The 20,308-nt window shown below is 55.6% G+C and carries 15 protein-coding genes; 11 read left to right on the forward strand and 4 right to left on the reverse strand.

What is annotated here, in order from left to right; all coding sequences use genetic code 11:
- Positions 1 to 90: 90 nt before the first annotated feature.
- The 9 genes from cysM to Q9245_RS11805 all read left to right on the forward strand — a co-directional run bounded on the left by cysM (position 91) and on the right by Q9245_RS11805 (position 12,116).
- Positions 91 to 984 (forward strand): cysteine synthase CysM, encoded by an 894-nt coding sequence (cysM, locus tag Q9245_RS11765; RefSeq protein WP_305897365.1) that lies wholly within the window; start codon positions 91 to 93, stop codon positions 982 to 984.
- Between the two features lie 28 nt (positions 985 to 1,012).
- Positions 1,013 to 2,365 (forward strand): 23S rRNA (uracil(1939)-C(5))-methyltransferase RlmD, encoded by a 1,353-nt coding sequence (gene rlmD, locus Q9245_RS11770; RefSeq protein WP_305897366.1) that lies wholly within the window; start codon positions 1,013 to 1,015, stop codon positions 2,363 to 2,365.
- Positions 2,366 to 2,438: 73 nt separating this feature from the next.
- Positions 2,439 to 4,676: a GTP diphosphokinase gene (gene relA, locus Q9245_RS11775; RefSeq protein ID WP_305897367.1), complete on the forward strand. Its 2,238-nt coding sequence runs from the start codon at positions 2,439 to 2,441 to the stop codon at positions 4,674 to 4,676.
- Complete coding sequence (gene mazG / locus Q9245_RS11780; protein WP_305897368.1) at positions 4,673 to 5,512, forward strand: nucleoside triphosphate pyrophosphohydrolase; 840 nt, start codon at positions 4,673 to 4,675, stop codon at positions 5,510 to 5,512. Before relA ends, mazG begins: the two co-directional genes overlap by 4 nt.
- An 81-nt stretch (positions 5,513 to 5,593) precedes the next feature.
- Complete coding sequence (gene ppc / locus Q9245_RS11785; RefSeq protein ID WP_305897369.1) at positions 5,594 to 8,239, forward strand: phosphoenolpyruvate carboxylase; 2,646 nt, start codon at positions 5,594 to 5,596, stop codon at positions 8,237 to 8,239.
- Positions 8,240 to 8,279: 40 nt separating this feature from the next.
- Entirely contained in the window at positions 8,280 to 9,650 is a 1,371-nt protein-coding gene (locus Q9245_RS11790; protein WP_305897370.1) for an HDOD domain-containing protein, read from the forward strand.
- A 229-nt stretch (positions 9,651 to 9,879) separates the two neighbouring features.
- A complete protein-coding gene (adk, locus tag Q9245_RS11795) occupies positions 9,880 to 10,533 on the forward strand; it encodes an adenylate kinase (protein ID WP_305897371.1) in 654 nt (217 codons plus the stop codon).
- A gap of 32 nt (positions 10,534 to 10,565) precedes the next feature.
- Positions 10,566 to 11,273, forward strand: a complete 708-nt coding sequence (gene tsaB / locus Q9245_RS11800) for a tRNA (adenosine(37)-N6)-threonylcarbamoyltransferase complex dimerization subunit type 1 TsaB (RefSeq protein ID WP_305897372.1) — start codon at positions 10,566 to 10,568, stop codon at positions 11,271 to 11,273.
- 18 nt (positions 11,274 to 11,291) lie between these two features.
- Positions 11,292 to 12,116: a class I SAM-dependent methyltransferase gene (locus tag Q9245_RS11805; protein WP_305897373.1), complete on the forward strand. Its 825-nt coding sequence runs from the start codon at positions 11,292 to 11,294 to the stop codon at positions 12,114 to 12,116.
- Between the two features lie 31 nt (positions 12,117 to 12,147).
- Here Q9245_RS11805 and plsB read toward each other — a convergent pair whose 3' ends face one another.
- A complete protein-coding gene (plsB, locus tag Q9245_RS11810; RefSeq protein ID WP_305897374.1) occupies positions 12,148 to 14,619 on the reverse strand; it encodes a glycerol-3-phosphate 1-O-acyltransferase PlsB in 2,472 nt (823 codons plus the stop codon).
- A gap of 136 nt (positions 14,620 to 14,755) precedes the next feature.
- On the opposite strand from plsB, the gene nudC reads away from it, so the two are divergent.
- The gene (gene nudC / locus Q9245_RS11815; RefSeq protein ID WP_305897375.1) at positions 14,756 to 15,583 is read left to right on the forward strand and encodes an NAD(+) diphosphatase; all 828 of its coding nucleotides are present in this window, start codon (positions 14,756 to 14,758) and stop codon (positions 15,581 to 15,583) included.
- 2 nt (positions 15,584 to 15,585) lie between these two features.
- Positions 15,586 to 16,416 (forward strand): glutamate racemase, encoded by an 831-nt coding sequence (murI, locus tag Q9245_RS11820; protein ID WP_305897376.1) that lies wholly within the window; start codon positions 15,586 to 15,588, stop codon positions 16,414 to 16,416.
- Here the strand turns inward: murI and Q9245_RS11825 are convergent.
- The 3 genes from Q9245_RS11825 to Q9245_RS11835 all read right to left on the reverse strand — a co-directional run bounded on the left by Q9245_RS11825 (position 16,408) and on the right by Q9245_RS11835 (position 20,273).
- Positions 16,408 to 17,415 (reverse strand): DUF2156 domain-containing protein, encoded by a 1,008-nt coding sequence (locus Q9245_RS11825; protein ID WP_305897377.1) that lies wholly within the window; start codon positions 17,413 to 17,415, stop codon positions 16,408 to 16,410. The two genes, murI and Q9245_RS11825, sit on opposite strands and share 9 nt — an antisense overlap.
- A 44-nt stretch (positions 17,416 to 17,459) precedes the next feature.
- Entirely contained in the window at positions 17,460 to 18,113 is a 654-nt protein-coding gene (locus Q9245_RS11830) for a class I SAM-dependent methyltransferase (RefSeq protein WP_305897378.1), read from the reverse strand.
- A gap of 213 nt (positions 18,114 to 18,326) precedes the next feature.
- Positions 18,327 to 20,273, reverse strand: a complete 1,947-nt coding sequence (locus tag Q9245_RS11835) for an EAL domain-containing protein (protein ID WP_305897379.1) — start codon at positions 20,271 to 20,273, stop codon at positions 18,327 to 18,329.
- Positions 20,274 to 20,308 lie beyond the last annotated feature (35 nt).

Genomic DNA, 20,308 nt, shown 5'->3' on the forward strand with positions numbered 1-20,308 from the left:
GTGGTCATGGATATAGCGACAAGCTGTATTGGGACATGGCGGCTATAGCGAGTATGATTCGAACCCGAAAGTGTATCACAGGGTTTCAATATGACTTTCCCCACTATTGAAGATTACGTCGGCCACACCCCGCTGGTGCGTTTGCAGCGCTTGCCGGGTGATACCAGTAACGTCGTTTTGGCAAAGCTGGAGGGCAACAACCCCGCGGGTTCGGTTAAAGATCGGCCGGCCATCAGCATGATTCAGGAAGCGGAGCGCCGTGGTGACATCAGCCCCGGTGATACCTTGATTGAAGCAACTTCGGGCAACACCGGGATTGCCCTTGCCATGGCTGCGGCCATCAAGGGATATCGCATGATCTTGATCATGCCGGATAACCTGAGTGAGGAGCGCCGGGCATCGATGCGCGCCTACGGAGCCGAGGTGGTCAATGTCACCCGTGACGAAGGCATGGAAGGTGCACGGGATCTGGCGATCCGAATGGAATCCGAAGGCAAGGGCAAGGTGCTGGACCAGTTCAGTAATCAGGACAACCCGCTGGCCCATTACCGCACCACCGGGCCGGAGATCTGGGAGCAGACTAACGGGCGCGTTACCCATTTTGTCAGTTCGATGGGCACCACCGGCACCATTATGGGGGTGTCCCGTTATCTGAAAGAGCGTAACCCGGATGTTCAGATTGTTGGGTTGCAGCCGGAAGACGGTGCGTCTATTCCGGGTATCCGACGTTGGCCTGAAGCGTATTTGCCAAAAATTTACGATGCCGCACGGGTGGACTCCGTGCTGGACATTGGCCAGCAAGAAGCGGAAGACACCATGCGGGCCCTGGCTCGGGAGGAAGGGATTTTTTGTGGTGTTTCCTCCGGCGGTGCTATTGCGGCGGCGCTCAAGCTTTCGCGAGAGGTTGAAAATGCGGTAATCGTTGCCATTATTTGTGATCGCGGAGACCGATACTTATCCACCGGTGTATTCCCGAGCGTCTGAGCCGGAAACCGACAAGAGACTAATGATTATGAGTAGACGCCGCCGTAAGGTTCTGCCGCAAGAACCCGTGAGTTGTGAGATTGAAAGCTTGGGCCACGATGGTCGGGGCATTGCCCGCGCTGAAGGTAAAGTTCAGTTTGTAGATGGCGGGTTGCCGGGTGAAACCGTCATGGCCAAAGTGGTGGGCAGTCGCAGCAAGTTTGATGAGCTGCGTACTCTGGAGGTTCTGGAGGCCGCTCCGGATCGTCAACAACCTCCGTGCAAATTTGCCGACTTGTGCGGTGGCTGCAGCCTTCAGCACATGAGTGCCGACGCCCAGATTCGCTTCAAGGAAAACACCCTGCGTGAGCATTTCGCGCACTTTGGCGGTATTGAGCCGGAAGAGTGGGTAGAGCCCATGCGTTCGCCGGAATCGCTGGGATACCGCCGTAAGGCGCGCTTGGGTGTGCGTTACGTAAAAGCCCGCGAATCTGTACTGGTTGGTTTCCGTGAGAAGCGCAATAGCTTTCTGACCGATATCGATGAGTGCGTGGTGTTGGACCCTCGTATTGGCGAGCGCATCATGCCGCTGCGGGAATTGTTGCACGGCATGACGGCGTTTGACCGGATCGCTCAAGTCGAGGTGGCGTGTGGTGATGACCACGCCGCCATGGTATTCCGGAATATGGACGCACTGGTGCCGGAAGATCAGGAAAAGCTGATCGCCTTCGGCCAGGAAAATGGTCTGCATATCTACCTGCAGCCGAAAGGCCCGGATACGGTTCATCGCATTTGGCCGGAGTCGTCCGGTCGTGATGATGAGCGCTTGAGTTACCGCATGGAAGAGTTTGATCTGACCATGCAGTTCCATCCGATGGACTTCACGCAAGTAAATGCGGGTATTAACAGCAAGATGGTGCACCGCGCGGTGGAATGGCTGGACATTCAGCCGGGTGAGCGGGTGCTGGATCTGTTCTGCGGTCTTGGCAACTTCACCCTGCCACTGGCTCGAAAGGGTGGGCAGGTCGTGGGCGTGGAAGGCGACGATGCCATGGTGGTTCGTGGTCGTGAAAACGCCAGACTGAACGGACTGGATAACGTGGAGTTTTTCGGGGCTGATTTGCACGGCGATTTCACCGATCAAAGCTGGGCCAAAGAGGGTTTTGATAAAATATTGATTGACCCGCCCCGCTCTGGTGCTGAAGAGATTTGCAAGTACCTGACGGCGTTCGGCGCGGATCAGATCGTGTATGTGTCGTGCAACCCGGCCACCTTGGCCAGAGATGCCGGTGTCATGGTGAATAACGGCTACCGCCTCGTGCGTGCGGGTGTGATGGACATGTTCCCGCACACGACTCACGTTGAGTCGATCGCCTTGTTCGAGCGCGACACGCGTAAATGAGTTTGTAATGTCCGGGTTTCCGAGATCAGGGTAGTTCCAGAGACACCGGGCCAGCATCAGGTAAGTCCTTGCTATGGTTAAAGTTAGGGAAGATTACGGGGTAACCGGCGACGGCCAGGTGGACATTGGCCGTTGGGTTAATCGTATTGCGGAACAGACCCATTTGGAGAATCCGGATCAGTTACGCTTGGCCTGTGAAAAGGCCGACCGGATAGCACTGGAAGCGTTCCGTGAAGACCGTTTGTGGGCGCCCGGGGCCAACAGTTTTCATACCGGCCTGGAAATGGCTCAGGTTCTGGCGGAGCTTCATCTTGATCAGGCCAGTCTTGTTGCAGCCGTTTTGTACCGTGCAGTGCGGGAAGAGCGGGTAGGGCTGGAAGAAATCCGCAAGGAATTCGGTGATGAAGTGGCCGGGTTGATCAATGGTGTCCAGCAGATGGCTGCGATCTCGTCGATTCACCACCCCCTCAAAGGCAACGTACTGGGGCAGAGCGAAGGGCAGCTCGATAACGTCCGCAAGATGCTGGTCACCATGATCGACGATGTTCGCGTCGCGCTGATCAAACTGGCGGAACGCACCTGTGCGATTCGGGCGATCAAAGATACCTCGGCGGAAAAACGCATGAAAGTTGCCCGGGAGGTGTTTGATATTTACGCCCCTCTCGCGCACCGGTTGGGGATCGGGCACATCAAATGGGAGCTGGAGGATTTATCCTTCCGTTACCTGCATGCTACCGCCTACAAGAAGATTGCCCGGCTGCTGGATGAAAAGCGACTGGATCGTGAAAGCTACATTCGCCGTGTGCTCGATACCTTGCAGACCGAACTCAAAGCCTCGGGCATCGACGCTGAGCTGAGCGGGCGGGCCAAGCATATTTACAGCATCTGGCGAAAAATGCGCCGCAAAGGCATCGATTTTTCTCAGGTTTACGATGTTCGGGCTGTGCGCATTCTGGTGCCGGAAGTGCGTGATTGTTACGCGGTGCTGGGTATTGTGCATTCGCTTTGGCGCCACATACCGAATGAGTTTGACGACTACATCGCCAACCCGAAAGAAAACGGCTATCAATCGCTGCACACCGCGGTTGTGGGTGAAGAAGGTCGGGTAATGGAAGTCCAGATTCGTACCCATGCGATGCACGAAGAAGCCGAGCTGGGAGTCTGTGCCCATTGGCTGTACAAGGGTACGGATACCAACAACAAGTCCAGCGGCTACGACGCCAAGATAAATTGGCTGCGCCAGGTTTTGGAGTGGCAGGAAGAGTTGGGCGACTTGTCGGGCCTGGCTGACCACCTGAAATCCGATTTCGTGCCCGACCGAATCTACGTGTTCACACCGGAAGGCCATGTGGTGGATTTGCCACAAGGCGCAACGGCGGTCGATTTTGCGTACCGCGTTCATACGGAGATCGGTCACTCTTGCCGTGGCGCTCGTGTGAACAGTCGCATAGTACCGCTGACCTATCCGCTGAAAACCGGCGATCAGGTCTTTATCCTGACCTCGAACAACCCGGCGCCCAGCCGTGACTGGCTGAACCCGAGCCTCGGCTACATCCAGACCTCCCGGGCCCGGGCCAAAGTCACAAGCTGGTTCAAGCAGCAAGATCGTGGCCGCAACATTGTTGATGGCCGAGCCATACTTGAGGATGAATTCAAGCGCCTGTCACTTTACGACGTGAATCTGACGGATTTGGCCAAGCGGGTTAACTATCATTCCTCGGACGATATGTTTGCCGCCATCGGTGCCGGTGACCTGAGGCCTTCGCAAGTGGCGAATGTGGCCCAGCAGATGTTGGAGCCGAAAACCGAACAGCTGGATTTGAAACTGAGCCCGGCTCGAAAAAGCGGGTACAGCACCGATTCTGATATCCAGATTCGGGGTGTGGGCAAACTCAAAACCCAGGTGGCCAACTGCTGCAAACCGTTGCCTGGAGATCCGATCGGCGGCTACATCACCGTCGGGCGTGGCGTGACCGTGCACCGCCAGGACTGTTTGACGTTCCTGAACCTCCGGGAAATCGAGCCGAACCGCATCATCGAGGTTAACTGGGGTGGCCAGCCGGCCGCGGTGTATCCGGTTGAGATCGAGATTGAGGCCTATGACCGGTCTGGCTTGTTGCGGGATATCACCCAGGTGTTTTCGAACTCCAAGTGCGACGTGTTGTCGCTGCAAACGCAGACCAACAAAGACGAAAACACGGCCACCATGCGGGTAACCGTAGAGATTTCCAGTCTTGAACAACTGGCTCGCTTGCTGGCGCAAGTTCGTAATTTGCCGAACATTATCGACGTAAGGCGCAAACGCTCATGAGCTATTCGATCGACGATTTGAAAACCCTCATGGCGCGCCTGCGGGAGCCGGAAACCGGGTGCCCATGGGACACGAAGCAGACGTACAGTACGATTGTGCCCCATACCATCGAGGAAGCTTATGAGGTGGCTGATGCCATCGCCAGGGAAGATTTCCCCCATTTGAAAGATGAGTTGGGGGATTTGCTGTTTCAGGTGATTTTTTACGGCCAGATTGGCAAAGAAGACGGCCACTTCGATTTCGACGACATTGTCGATCACCTGGTCCGTAAGCTGATCCGGCGGCATCCCCATGTGTTCCCTGAGGGCACTCTGGATAGCCGGATAGATCCGAACAATCGCCCGGACGAGGCCTGGATCAAAGCCAGTTGGGAACGTATCAAAGCGGAAGAGCGGGCCAGCAAACCCGCAACCGACGAGCCGGTCAGCCGGCTAGAGGGTATTGCCAGCACGTTGCCGGCGATTGCGCGGGCCGAAAAGCTGCAAAAGCGTGCGTCCAACCACGGCTTCGACTGGCCCGAGATAGCCCCGGTTTTTGACAAGCTGCACGAAGAGATTGATGAGCTGAAAGAAGCCTGGCAAGCGGCGCAGGCGGGCACCGGTGACCGTGATGCGGTGGAAGACGAGCTGGGCGACCTGATGTTTGTGTGCGTGAATCTGGCCAGGTTCATGAAAGTGAACCCGGAACAGGCTCTGGCCAGAACTAACCACAAATTTGACGCCAGATTCCGGGCGATCGAGCGACTTCTGCGCGATCAAGGGCGGGATTTGGATAGCGAAAGTCTCGAAGCGCTTGATGCTATCTGGCAACAAGTGAAAGGCGTTGAAAAGGGCTAACCCTAAGGCCTGATAGCGTTCTTGGTGAATCCTTAGTATCGTAAGTTCAGATTGTTTCTGTTCATTTAAAAGGAACTCAACGTGACTGAACTGCATCCTGACTTGCGAGAAAACGTACGATTACTGGGTGAACTGTTGGGCCAAAGCATTCAACGGTTTCCCGGGCAAGATTGTTACGACCGAATCGAGGAACTTCGGGCCGCAGCCAAAGCTGACCGACTGCAAGAAAGCGGTTCTGGCCAGCGCCTGGTAACCTTGCTCGGGCAGTTGAGTGACGATGAACTCCTTCCTGTTACCCGCGCTTTCAACCAGTTTTTGAATCTCGCCAATCTGGCTGAGCAATATCATGGCATTCGCCGCAAGCAAGGGCACGCATCGGATCTGACCGTGGAATCGCTGACCGAGGTGTTCGAACGCCTCAAGGCGGGGGGTGTTGCGCCTGACGAGCTGCACCGGAAAGTGGCGGATTTGCACATCGAGTTTGTGCTGACCGCGCATCCCACCGAAGTCGCTCGCCGCACATTGATCATGAAATATGACGAGATGTCGGACTGTCTCGAGAAGCTGGATCACAGCGATCTGCGCCCCGATGAACGCGACGATATCGTGAGTCGTCTGTCCCAGTTGATCACCGAGGCGTGGCATACCGACGAAATTCGTTACGAACGGCCGACCGCCGTTGATGAGGCCAAGTGGGGCTTTGCGGTCATCGAGAACAGCCTGTGGGATGCGCTGCCGCGTTTCTTGCGAAACCTGGACACCTCGCTGCTGGATGCGTCCGGCAAAGGCCTGCCCATTGCCGCTACGCCTGTTCAGATTGCCTCGTGGATGGGCGGGGACCGGGACGGTAACCCGAATGTCACCCATGAAGTGACTCAGGAGGTTTTTTTCCTCGGTCGTTGGATGGCAGCCGACCTTTACCTTAGAGACATCAAAGCGTTGCGTGCCGAGCTGTCGATGTGGCAAGCCAGTGAAGAGTTGATGGCGCAGGCGGGTGACTCCCGGGAGCCTTACCGGGTTGTGCTGGGTCAGTTACGGGACCGGTTGATCAAAACCCGTGATTGGGCCGCCGCGCGAGCCAAAGGCGAAGCCGCCGACGACACCCAAATTTTGTTTGAAAATGAAGATCTGACGGCACCGCTGGAGCTGTGCTATCGGTCTCTGGTGGACTGCGGTTTGGAGCACATTGCCAATGGCCCACTGCTGGATACCATTCGCCGGGCCCATACCTTCGGGTTACCGCTGATTCGCCTGGATATCCGACAAGAAGCGGCGCGCCACGCGGAAGCGGTGGCCGAGATTGTCGACTATTTGGGAATGGGTGATTACGCCTCCTGGTCCGAGCCGGAGCGGCAGAAATTCCTGTTGCGGGAGCTTCAGGGTCGCCGTCCTTTGGTGCCCCGTGGCTGGCAGCCGTCTGAACCGGTCAGAGAAGTGCTGGCTACTTGCGAGGTGGTTGCCCGGCAGACGCCAGAAGCCTTGGGCTCTTATGTGATTTCGATGGCCAGTCAGCCCTCGGATGTTCTGAGCGTCATTCTGTTGTTGCGCGAAGCGGGCATGACATTCCCCATGCGGGTAGTGCCCTTGTTCGAAACCCTTAGCGACCTGCAAGGTGCGCCGGATGCCATGGCGGCGTTGTATCAGGTGGATTGGTACCGCGAGTATTGTCGGGGTCGGCAGGAAGTCATGATCGGCTATTCGGATTCGTCTAAAGACGCGGGCCAGATGATGGCGGCCTGGGCCCAGTACCAGGCGCAGGAAAAGCTCACGGAAGTGGCCAGCCAATATGGCGTGCATCTGACCTTGTTCCATGGTCGTGGAGGCACGGTTGGGCGGGGTGGTGGCCCCGCCAACAGAGCTATTCTGTCGCAGCCGCCCGGGTCCGTGAACGGCAGTTTCAGGATCACCGAGCAGGGCGAGATGATTCGGTTCAAGTTCGGCTTGCCCAAGCTGGCGGTGCAAAGCTTGACGCTGTATACCACGGCTGTGGTCGAGGCCACACTGGCACCACCTCCGGTCCCCAAGGACAGTTGGCGCGAAGTGATGGACTGGCTGACCGGAATATCGCTTAAATCCTATCGCGATGTGGTGCGGGAGAACCCGGACTTCGTACCTTACTTCCGTCAGGTGACACCGGAAACGGCACTGGGTAAGTTGGCGCTGGGCAGTCGGCCGGCCCGGCGTAAACCCACCGGTGGTGTTGAAAGTTTGCGGGCGATTCCGTGGATTTTTGCGTGGACGCAGATGCGCTTGATGCTGCCGAGCTGGCTCGGCAGCGACGTCGCGCTTGAAGAAGCTGCACGGCTGGAACGTTTGCCGGAGCTGCGGGAAATGATGAAGGGGTGGCCCTTCTTTAAGACCTACGTAGACATGCTCGAGATGGTGTTGGCCAAGGCGGATTTGCGAATTGCCTCGTACTACGAGCAAACTCTCGTGCAAGATGACACCCTGAAATCCCTCGGAGCGAACTTGCGGGCGCGCCTTCAGGGGTGTGTGGACCGTTTGCTCGAATTGAAAGAGCAAGACCACTTGCTGGAAGATGAGCCGGTTTTTGCCCACTCCATGCGGGTGCGGAACCCTTATACCGATCCTCTGCACTACCTGCAGGCGGAGTTGCTGCGCCGGGACAGGGAGAGCGAGGGCAAAAACAACGTACCCGAATTGGTTGAGCGGGCTCTCAAGGTCACCATGGCGGGCATATCAGCCGGCATGCGTAACACGGGTTAACATCCCGATTCAGTTGTCACCATTCAAGGAGTAAGCACGGTTGGCATTGGCAGAGAAACTGGCGCATTTTCTGGGCCGAAAAGGGATTCCATACCGGCCCATAGAAACCGGCGTGGCCAGCAGTCTGGATGCTTTGGTGCTTGCTTCGGGGCGACCCCAGCACGACTTCATCCAGGCCACGATGCTGATCGATATGACCGGTGTGGTCATGGCTGTGCATCGGTTTGACAGCGCACTTGATCTGGAGGCCGTACAGCAGTTGACCGGTCGGCGCCTGCAGCCATTGACGGCTCGTCAAGTAACCCGTTTGTTCAGTGATTGTGCTCCGGGCTTTGTGCCACCTTTAGGGGCTGCGTGGGGGATCCCGGTTTTGGTGGATGAAGGCTTGAGTTCTGCTGACGCCGTTGTGTTTACCGCGGGCACAGATCATACCTTGCTGGAGCTGGATGGTCGTTCACTGAGGCTGGCGTTGGCGGGTGCAAGGGAAGGGCGTCTGGTGATTCATGGGCAAGGTGTCGGGCAGCGCGAAGCCTTGACGCTCGAGCAAGTCGCTGACAAGCTTCAGAAGCTCTATCGCTTACCCCCGATGCCCGCGTTGGCGTTGCGCATTCTCCGGCTGACAGGCAATCCCGAGGCTTCGGCCAGGGAGTTGTCGGAACTGATCGAATTCGATCCCAGCATGACCGCACAGATTATGCGTTACGCCCGTTCCGCGTTGTTTGCCTATCCCGGTCAGATCAATTCGGTTCAGGAAGCCGTCACTCGGGTGCTGGGCTTTGATCGCGTTGCTCACATAGCGTTGGGTATTGCGTCGGTTCAAGCGTTTGATGTGCCGCGCAAGGGGCCGTTGGGGATGGACAACTTCTGGCGGCACTCGTTGTATTGTGCCTTCTTGTGCCAGGGGTTGGCTGCCCGTGCAGGGCACGATAAGGGGTTGGCGTACCTCTGTGGTTTGCTGCACAACTTTGGTCTCTTGCTGGTCGGGCATTTGTTTCCGACGGAATTTGATGAGCTGAATGCGCTCAGAGAAATGAATCCGGACGCCAGTCTGCAATCGCTGGAGCACGAAGTACTCGGGCACAGTGAACAGGAAGACATTCTGTCGGTGGGGCACGGTGCGATAGGTGGTATCCTGCACCGGCTATGGCAATTGCCGGAACCTGTGATCAAGGCTGCGGGCATGCACCAGCACATGGGTTACCAGGGAGACCATGAGGAATATGTCGCGATGGTCCAGTTGGCCAATGCTGTATTGAAGGAACAGGGCATCGGCGATGAATTCAATCCTGACGATGTGCCGGCTCTGGTTGAACGGTTAGGGTTGGAATTATCCGATCTGGAACGGGTTCAGCTAGACGTAGAGCAAGTCTCTTCCGACCTGGATGTCCTCGCTTCCTCCTTGTCTTCTTGAGCCATTTGACACCGGCTGAACACCGCTACATACAGTTTGCATCTATTTAAAATACGCGATGATACAGAGGTCGACTTTCTCTGCAGGGGCTGAGTTCGTATAATGCGGCCTCGATTCTCGCCGGGGCCTCGCTGAAACCGTCTCGCGATTCCAGAGAGGTTGTCGCAAAAACGCAGATTTTTGCAACAACTTTTCGTACGACAATTTAAGACAACGGGAGCACAACGTTATGAAAATCATCATGCTAGGCGCACCAGGTGCGGGCAAGGGCACACAGGCCCAGTTTATCACCAGCCAATTCGATATCCCTCAGATTTCGACCGGCGACATGCTGCGCGCTGCCGTTAAAGCGGAATCGGAGCTGGGAAAACAGGTCAAAGAAGTGATGGCTTCCGGCGGCTTGGTGTCTGACGACATCATTATTGCGCTGATTGAAGAGCGCATCCAACAGCCCGATTGCAAAAATGGCTATCTGCTCGATGGTTTCCCACGCACGATTCCCCAAGCTGAAGCGCTGAAAGATCAGGGCATTGATATCGATTATGTTGTGGAAATCGCCGTAGACGACGAAGAAATTGTCAGCCGCCTGTCTGGTCGTCGCGTTCACGAAGGTAGTGGCCGTATCTATCACGTGAAATACGATCCCCCAAAAGTTGCCGGCAAAGATGACGAAACCGGTGAAGACCTGGTTCAGCGTGAAGACGATAAAGAAGAAACTGTGCGCAAGCGCCTGGGTATCTACCACGACCAGACGGCACCACTGATCGATTTCTATCAGGGTTGGGCCGAGAAAACGCCTGCCGACGCACCCAAGTATGTGCGCGTTGAAGGTGTAGGCAGTCTGGATAGCATTCGTGACCAGATCCTGTCACAACTTAAGTAACTGAAACCGGGGTAGCCGCGGAGGCTTGATCTGTGAAGTTGTTAGCACTGGATACGTCTTCCGAAGGCTGCTCCGCCGCTCTGTGGCTGGATGGCCAGATTACCGAGCGGTTTGAACTGGCCCCCAGGGGCCATACCCGCCTGTTAATGCCCATGGTTCGCGAACTGCTCGCAGAACGAGGGTTGAAACCTTCAGATCTGGACGCGTTAGCCTTTGCTCGCGGGCCGGGTTCGTTTACCGGCGTGCGTATCGCCACTGGCGTCATCCAGGGTTTTGCCTGGGGGCTGGATCTGCCGGTAGTGCCGGTCTCTTCTCTGGCCGCCGTTGCGCTTAGTGCCATGGAGCAACACCAGTTGGCCGACGGCAGCGGTGTGGCTGTCGCGTTCGATGCGCGCATGAGCGAGGTATATTGGGCGACCTTTGCCTGCCGTGATGGTTTGCCGGCAATGCAGGGTAACGAGCGTGTGTGTCATCCGGAAAACGTCAGCCTGCCTGACCCGGATACTACGACTGACGGCTGGTTTGGTGCAGGTCAGGGTTGGAAGTTCGTGGACGGCATGCCGGAGGCGATTGCAACCCGGATTCGCTCGATTGATACCTCTCTGGTGCCACGGGCCTCTCAGGTTGCGCGCTTGGCGATCCCTGCTTTTCATGCGGGCCAGGCCGTGCCTGCGGAACAGGCGCAGCCTGTGTATGTTCGTGACGAAGTCACCTGGAAGAAACTCCCGGGGCGGGAGTAGTCTCGGGAGACCATCATCATGGCTGATCGCTCACCCGCCAATCTCATTCCTCTCGAAGACATCGTTGCGGTCGGTTATGCGCCGCTGGGGGATAGCCACAGCGCGCAGAATCTTGCCGACGAGTTGGGCTTGAGCTGGTTGGGGTTGGTGAAACCAAAGCTGGTCAGAGACTTCCCTGTGCTGCTGATGATGGATGACCAGGGTTTGGCTCTGCAGCTAACCGGAAAAGGCGCTCCCGGGCCTGTCAGAGCCGAGTTTGTGACCGGAAAGATGGGTTATCGGCGCGAGCACGGTGGCGGCACCGGTCAGCTGGTAGCCCGCGCTGTCGGTCTGCAGAAAACCAAAGCCGAATTGCACGTACTCGATGCCACCGCAGGTTTAGGGCAAGACGCGTTTGTGTTGGCCGGGCTGGGCTGCAAGGTGACCTTGTTCGAGCGTAACCCGGTGATTCATGCCTTGTTGGCTGACGGTCTGGCCCGGGCTGCGTTAAATGCAGATTGTGCCGCTGTGGTACAGCGCATGACTTTGCAGACAGGCAATTCCGTAGATTGGCTGAAAGAGGCCGGCGCCGAGGCCGCGGATGTCGTGTATCTGGACCCGATGTTTCCGCACCGGGATAAATCAGCCCTCGTGAAGAAAGAAATGCAGGTGTTCCGGCAGGTGGTTGGCGACGACGATGATTCGGAACAATTGCTGGAAGCGGCCCTGGCAGCGGCGCGCTACCGGGTGGTGGTCAAGCGGCCCCGCAAGGCACCGGCCGTCAATGGGCCGAAGCCGGCGACGCAGATTGAGGGCAAAAGCAGCCGTTACGATATTTATTCGCTAAAAGCCCTGCCGAGCTGAAACCCGTTCAGCCCGGCCCGGCATTCGTTGTTCAGGCGTCCATCATGGTGATTTGCTGAATCGCCTGTCGTTTTTCGACGCTCAGCACCAAACGCGCATCTTCAGCCACTTCATCCAGCCCTTCGCCGTAACACAACCGTCCGTCTTCGTCGGCAATCAGCACGTCGTTTTTCTGCATGTTGGCAATGAAGCTGCGGAACAGCGTTTTATCGAAAAATTCCGGGGCATTCAGGCCAAACAAAATCGACATTCGTTCGGCCAGCAGCGTGCTCTGCTCTTCCAGTTCAGCCGCGGTCAGTTTGCCAGAGCCGTATTTGCGCAGGATGCCCAGAGCGATGTGGTAGCGCTCCAGAGTCTGGATGACAAAGCGTGACAGGATGCGCGCGCGCAACATGGCTTCGGTGCCTTCCTCGGGACGGCTCAGCTTGTCGTCTTCAAGTGCCACAAGGAGTCCTTGCTGGATCAACACGTCAATCCATTGATTGATGATGTTTTCGATTTCTTCCTGTGAGTATCGGAGGAATAGCTCCGACTGCAGGTAAGGGTAGGCGACGCTTACCAGGAAAATAATCTTCTCTCGACGCAGGCAGGCCTTGTTTTCAAACAGGCTGACAACCAGCGCAGGAAGGGCGAACAGGTGTTGAATGTTGTTCCGGTAGTAGGTCATGAGGATGGCGTTGGAGCCTTCCAGCGAGATGATATCCCCCAGCTTTTGCGGCAAGCGGTTAATCAGCCCCATGCTTTCGCAGTAGCTCAGCCAGTCTTTGCCGTCACCTTCGGGTAAGGTCACGGTGTCGGCATAAGGGAACGCCTTCAGCATGTTGGCAAACTGGTCCATCAGGCGCACCAGTTGGCCTTCGTCCATCGCCATGCGCTCGGTGCCCAATAAAACAGTCGCCGTGATGCCGATCGGATTAACCGCGACCGCAGCATTGATGTTGCCCGCTACCCGCTGGGATAGCTCCGACACCGCATCAGGGAGCCAGTCAGGCCGATACTCTGCATCGTAGGCTTCCTCGCGCCAGCTACTGCGAACGTCATCCAGCACGTTGGCCAGCGGGATAGGGTCGCCGAAGTTCAAGGAAACCCGGCCGAACGAATTGCTGAGTTTTCGGACCGTTTTGGCCAGCCCGAAGACGCTTTCCTTTTGTTTCTTCTTGCCGCGCAGTTCTCCCAGATAGGAGCGACCTTCCATCACCTTCTCGTAACCGATATAGACGGGCACGAACACGATGGGCTTGCGGTTGTCGCGCAGAAAGCTGCGAACCGTCATAGACAGCATGCCTGGTCTGGGTGGCAGCATGCGCCCGGTGCGAGAGCGGCCGCCCTCAACGAAGTATTCAACCGAATAGCCCCGGGTGAACATCACGTGCATGTATTCATTGAACACGGTGGCGTAGAGCGGGTTGTCCTTGAAGCTTCGGCGCATGAAAAAAGCACCGCCACGGCGAAGGATGGGGCCGACCAGAGGCATGTTCAGATTGATGCCGGCCGCAATGTGGGGTGGCATCAACCCGTTTTTGTAAAGCACGTAGGACAACAACAAATAATCGATGTGCGAGCGGTGGCAGGGTACATAAACAACCGAGCTATCCTGTGCGACTTCTTTTGCGACCTGAATGTTGTTGATCGCAATGCCGTTGTAGATGCGATTCCAGAGCCAGGCGAGTACACGTTCCATGAAACGGATGGTGACAACAGACATGCTGGCGGCAATTTCGTCGGCGTACTTGAACGCTCGTGCACGGACCTTTTCCGGTGCGATGTCTTCTTTGGCTGCGGTTTCACGAATGGCTTCTTTTACCGCTTGAGTCCGCAGCAGCCCCTCAACGAGCGTGCGTCGATGTGACAAGTCTGGCCCCAAAACGGCCTGGCGTACGCGCCGGAAATGAGTGCGCAGTATGCGGCCGAGTTTACGTCTGGCTTTTTCTTCGTTGTCTCGGTATTCATCAACCACCATGCTCAATGACAAAGGCCGGTTGAACTGTACGTAGGTGTTTCGGCCATGAACCAGGATCAACAACAACTTTTGCAGCCGCCCGGCCACGGACCAGGTATCAGAAAGCAGGAGTTTGACCAAAGACTTCTCTTTGTCTGGGGAGCGGCCCCAGAACAAAGAAACCGGGACAATTTGTACGTCTTTATCAGAGTGGTTTACACCGAACTTAACGAGTTCACTGAACTCCTTGGTAGGCACCGGTTTTTGCCGGCGGCCTCGGAATAGACCGCCCACACGCTGGTAAAGAAAGAAAAATGAGTGAGTAGAGCTGTTTTTAACGGGTAGCTCCGGGGCCGGGCCGGCCAACTTGGCTCGGATCACCTCTTGTTCCAAAACCAAACGGCTCGATAGAGAGCTGTATTGGAGCACGTAGCAGACGGGTTTTTCAGGATCGAGCCCCAACTCTTCCAATGTATTGCCGCTGACGTCTGTGCGAACCCATAAAAACAGAATTTTGCGGAAAAAACATAGGATCAGGCTGCGAACGCCCTGATAAAATCGCATAAGGTGTAACTCCGGACCTGGAAACAGTGGCCAAGTTTAACGGGTTGTCGCGAGGGCGAAAAGCCGAATAGTCATTCTGGCCAGTGATTTTGATGTGTTACATTGCTGTCCACCGTTGGATAAATAGGGGCTGGCTATGGTGAATCACAGCGCGCAGTGGGTGCCCGGTTGGAGCGACGATGAGCCGAAACAGGGTGATTTGTTGTTGGCTTTTTCCGGAAGCAGCATTTTAAAACCCGGTAACGGGTGGTTTTTGCGTTGGGGTGGCCCTGAAATGGGGGATAGCCGGCCAGAAGCGTTGCCCCTTGGAACCTGGTGCGGGCACAGGCTTTTTGTTAGCACTTTGCCCGACACGGGCTTGCCAGGCTTGAGCACCGTGACCCTCAGAGACGCGATCATGCAAATACCGGCGGCGCCGGTAGAACTGCTGAGCACCGGCTTTCAGGTATGGCAGTGGTGGCAGGACCATCGATTCTGCGGACGCTGTGGCGAATCTACGCAAGCGCACCTGAGAGAGCGTGCCCGTTGGTGTGGTCGGTGCAATGTACCTTGGTATCCCAGAATTTCACCGTGTGTCATTGTGGTTATTCGCCGCGATGATCGGTTTTTGTTGGCCAAGTCGTCGCGGGTTACCCGCAACTTTTACAGCCTGATTGCGGGTTTTGTTGAGCCGGGTGAGAGTCTTGAGCAGGCGGTTGTTCGGGAAGTGAAAGAGGAAACCGGGCTGGATGTGACGAACATCCGGTACCAGCACTCGCAGCCGTGGCCGTTTCCTCACCAAATGATGATGGGTTTTTTCGCAGACTACCAAGGCGGGGATCTCGTGCTTCAGAAAGATGAGCTGGCCGATGCCGGCTGGTACACGCCGGATGAGCATCCCCCGATCCCCCCTGAGACCACCATCTCGGGACAGTTGATTCAATCCATGAAAGACATGATTACTGCTGAAGGAGCGTCGTCCTGACGATGGGCCAGCGTCATCCCCGAGTTCTGGTGTTTGATTCCGGTGTGGGCGGTTTTAGTGTCGCTGCCTGTATCCATCGCGTCTTGCCGGGCGCAGAACTGCTGTACCTGGCTGATAATGCCGGTTTTCCCTATGGTGATCAGCCTGAGCAAGTGGTGATTGATCGCTGCTGTAGGCTGATCGAGATGTGCCTTCAGGAACTCGAATGCGATGTCATTGTAATTGCTTGCAATACCGCCAGTACCGTGGTGTTGCCTCACCTTCGAGCTCGTTTAAGTGTTCCGGTGGTGGGCGTGGTACCGGCGATTAAACCCGCATCATTGTGCACGGTGAACCGAAAAATCGGGGTGTTAGCCACGCCGGCTACCATCAAGCGTCCGTATTTGGACCAGCTCATCCGAGATTTTGCGAACGACTGCGAGGTTACCCGCTTGGGCGATCCGAATCTGGTGCGTTGGGCAGAAGAGCTGGTTTCCGGGCAGGAACCGGAGCAAAGCCGTTTAAATGAAGTCATGCGGCCGTTGCATCATCGTGACGTAGACACTGTCGTTTTAGGGTGCACCCATTACCCATTGTTGTTGCCTTGGCTTCGAAAAAGCCTACCCGCTGTAGCGTTTTGGGTTGATTCGGGAGAGGCCATTGCACGGCGAGTGAGACATTTGCTGCAACAGGTTGGCCGGTTGTCCGGTGCGGAAAACCCCGGGGAGTTATCCGGTGCGGTGGTGATAGCCGCCTGTTTTTCGGGTGCTGCCCCCCGCGATATTGCGCGCTTTTCGGAAGGCTTGGCAATGCCCGTCGCCGAGGTGAGGAGCCACTGGCCCAGCTTAAAGTAGCCGGGTCAGTTTGAACATGGCGAAGAATTCAAGGGCCGGAATGGCGCGTTTATGGCAGCAGTAGGTTTTGAAGTTTTGGCCGCGAAAGCGGGATTTCGTAAACTCCAGGCCTTTGAAGTTATACAAGAAGTTTCCTTTGCTGTAGATGCCGTGCATCAGTTTTTTTAAGGGCCGGCTTTCTTGATGCTCTGTGGTTTTGTCCAGTGATAACGGGATCAGGCCTAGATCAATGAACGGAATGCCTTCCTCTTTAAATACCTCCATGGCGTGAGCCATCAACGTGTAGAAAATGCCCTGCCGGAAGTCCGCATTTGCCCGCGAGATATTGGGCACGTAGCTGACAATTTCATTGTTGTGGTAAATCGGATCAAAATAGATAAAACCAACGGCCTTGCCGTCCTGGTAAGCATAGAAGTGACGTTCGTTCTCCCGGTAATCCATTTCCATTGGCCGAATCAGGAACCGGATCTCATTGCTTTTGCATTTGCGGGTGCGAATCCAGGCTTCGGATATTTCCTTGGTGTGGTCGTCGCTGTAACGTTCTTTGACCGTAATCCCATGCTTTTCTGCCTGGTTCAGAGCGGTGCGAAGGATTTGTTTCTTTTTTCCTGTCAGTGACCATTTCTGGAGATCGATCCGAGACTCGCAACCAAACTGTGTGCCATACAGGCCGAAGCGCAGATGGAGGAAATCCACAACCGCCTTCGACACCTGAACGTATGACGCGTTCGGAAATTTTTGTTGGAACTGCTCAAGAATGACGGGGAAGTCTGCTGGCGCAGCTACCGGGTCAGACAGCACGAAGGTGCCTCCCCATTTCCGCATGTAGGCAATGTAACCCACGCCCGGAACATCAAAATATTGCATGCCGGGCTGTAGCGTGGAGAAGGATTGGGAGTGCGTGCCGTGTTGCTTCAGGTAGTTCACCCGTTCAGAAAAGGTGAATTGACTGGCCGCGCGCTCTTTGATGCCATCGAGTGCGAGAATCTGGTCTGACATAGTAAAGCTCCCGTAACCTTTTTTATTGTGCTGGGTAGTAGGTTTTAGGCTTTTTTCTGGCCCAAAATGGACCAGTAGCAATCCATGTTAAGCAGCTTGAAGTGCTTTTTTTCGCGCACTTGCAAGCCCAGGCGCTGCATGTGTTCGGGATAGTTGTAGATCTTGTGGAAGGCGTTGTTGGCGAACAGCCAGAAGACGAAAACGGCCATGTACCAATACAGCTTTTTGAACGTGCGAGAGAAAATGTTTCCCGTTGGATAGCAGAAATCGCCCACGACGATTTTGGCGTCTGATTTGCCCAGGCTGATCAAGTGCTCCAGAACTTTGACCATCATGTCTTCATCGAACACGTTCAGGAAAAAGTTTGCGACAACCATGTCGTACTGCCCGGCCTCATCCACCTTCATGATATCGCTGTGGATGCGGCGAATGGTCAAATGAGGTGCCTCGTCACGCAGGGCATCCCCGAATTTTCTCAGCATGGTCTCAGACAGATCGACCACGGTTACATCGGCCCCGAGTTCTGCTGCGCGAATGGCGTCACGACCATGGCCGACACCGGCGAATAAAACCCGGTCGCCCTTTTGCACGGTCTCTACATCCAGCATGGCGGTTTTGCAGTGATGAATGTTTTTGCCGCTGTAAAGGTTGCTGAGGAAATCGTAGACGGGACCGATATATTTGTACTTGTCGCGCATGGTTACTGCCTTCTTTCTGGTCTCTGGTTGCCGCCACCTTTTTGTCGTTGTTAACCGGCGAGCGGTTGCTTCGGTGACGTGCGTGTAACGATTAGGTTAGTGAAGGCAGTGTGTGAAATATGTGCAGTAGCACGCATTTCGGGATACAAAAGTTAACGAGCTGCAACGCTTTGCAAACCGCGTCAACCTTTTCGATAGGAGTGTCTTACAATCTTAGCTCTGGTTGGCGCAAGCTAGGCGGCGATCCGCTGAATTCAGTATCCGGCTGATTGCAGACGCGGGTTGAGCCGGGCCATAGAAGAAACCCTGTACTTGCTGGCATCCGAGTTTTTTCAGATAGGAGAGCTGCTCATTGGTTTCGACTCCCTCGGCGACTATTTCGAGTTTCAACCCATGAGCCATGGCAACGATGGCATTTACAATACATGCGCCATCGTCGCCGCTGCGAATGGCTTTTACAAATGATTGGTCGACTTTCAGGGTGTGTATGGGCAGTCGATGCAGATAATTCAGCGAGGAATAGCCAGTCCCGAAATCGTCAATGGCAATGCGAATGCCTGAGCTTGCCAAGTCCCTGAACTTACTGCTGATTTGTTCAAGGTCCTTCATGATCACGTTTTCTGTGATTTCTATTTCCAGGTTTTCCCTCGGAAAACTGTGAGCGTTAAGACGTTCTGTCAGCATTTCAACGAACCGTGGATGCTCCACCTGGCTCGGCGAAAGATTGACCGCCAGACGAAGGTCAGGATGTCCCGCGGCGATCCAGCCTCCTACCTCTTTGCAGGCGTGGCTAAGCACTTTTTCACTCAGCTTTGCGATGAGCCCTGTTTCTTCCGCCAGTGGCAGGAAATCAACCGGATAGAGAAGCCCCAGAGTCGGGTGTTGCCAACGCACCAGCGCTTCTACGCCAACCATGCGGCGGGTTTCAGAGCACACCTGTGGTTGATAATGCACCTGAAATTCTTCGCGCTCCATGGCGAGCCTGAGATCTCGCTCCATACGGAGTCGGTGGGTGGTGGCCGTGCGCATGCTGTTGGAGTGGAACCGGTACCCGTCTTTGCCCCGTGCTTTTACGTAGTACATCGCGGAGTCTGCGCACTGCAGCAATTGTTCCATGGTCTGGCCTGCGTCCGGGAACAGAGCAATGCCGATGCTGGCGCCAACAAACACTTCGTGATTTCCTAGCTGGAACGGGTTTTGAAGTGCGGCAATGAGTTTTTTGGCAACGCCGCGGGCATCGTCCGTGCTATCGATAACAGGGAGCAGGATGGTGAACTCATCACCACCGAAACGGGAAAGGGTATCGCCCTGCCTGAGGCATTGTTCCATGCGTTGGGTAACGGCCTGCAACAGGCGGTCACCCATCGCGTGACCAAGAGTGTCGTTGACGATTTTGAAGCGATCAAGGTCCAGAAACATCACGGCCAATTGATGGCTGTTGCGACGAGCATGTGCCGCCGCCAGTTCCAGCCGGTCTCGAAACAGGGCGCGATTGGGTAGGCGGGTTAGCGGGTCGTGATAGGTCTGGAAGTTAATAAACGCTTCGGCTTCTTTTCGGTCGGTTACGTCTCTTGCCGTGCCATAGTAGCGGGCCAGCTGAGGGGAGCATCCGCTTAGTGATTCATCGGCGGGGGGCCAGCTTTGAGGTTCAATCGGAAACGCAGTAATTTCGAAGTGGCGGGTTGCAGTTGTTTGTCCCCGGGCTTTTAGGCGTACTTCCAGTGAACGAGGGTTATCGACATTGATGTTGGGCCCGCGAAGAGCGTATGCGCCCCGGGCAACATCCCGCTCATCAAGAATGTACCGGAAGTGTTTGCCACACAGTTCGGCCGGTGGATATCCCAACAGGCTTTTTACTTTGTCGTTAACAAAACAGAAGTGACCGTCCTGATCCAGCATAAAAACGATGTCTGGAGAGCTGTTGACGATATAGCGGTGCAGCGCTTCTGATTTTTCGAGTCGTGTCTGGATGGCAACGTGGGATTTCACTAGAGCGTGATTGTTTAATGCGTCTTCCACCAGGGTCAAGAGTTCATCAGGCTTGAATGGCTTCCGGATATAGTCCAGAACTTTATCGATCAGGTTGGGTTCCATGTCCACGTTTCCGTTGTGTCGTCGCCAGATTTCTTCGTTGTTATAAGTAAATTGCAGAGCTGGCATGCCATCTGGTTCGCCGTATTAAACAATACGTGACG

It is taken from the genome of Marinobacter sp. MDS2 (assembly GCF_030718085.1).
Taxonomy (GTDB): domain Bacteria; phylum Pseudomonadota; class Gammaproteobacteria; order Pseudomonadales; family Oleiphilaceae; genus Marinobacter.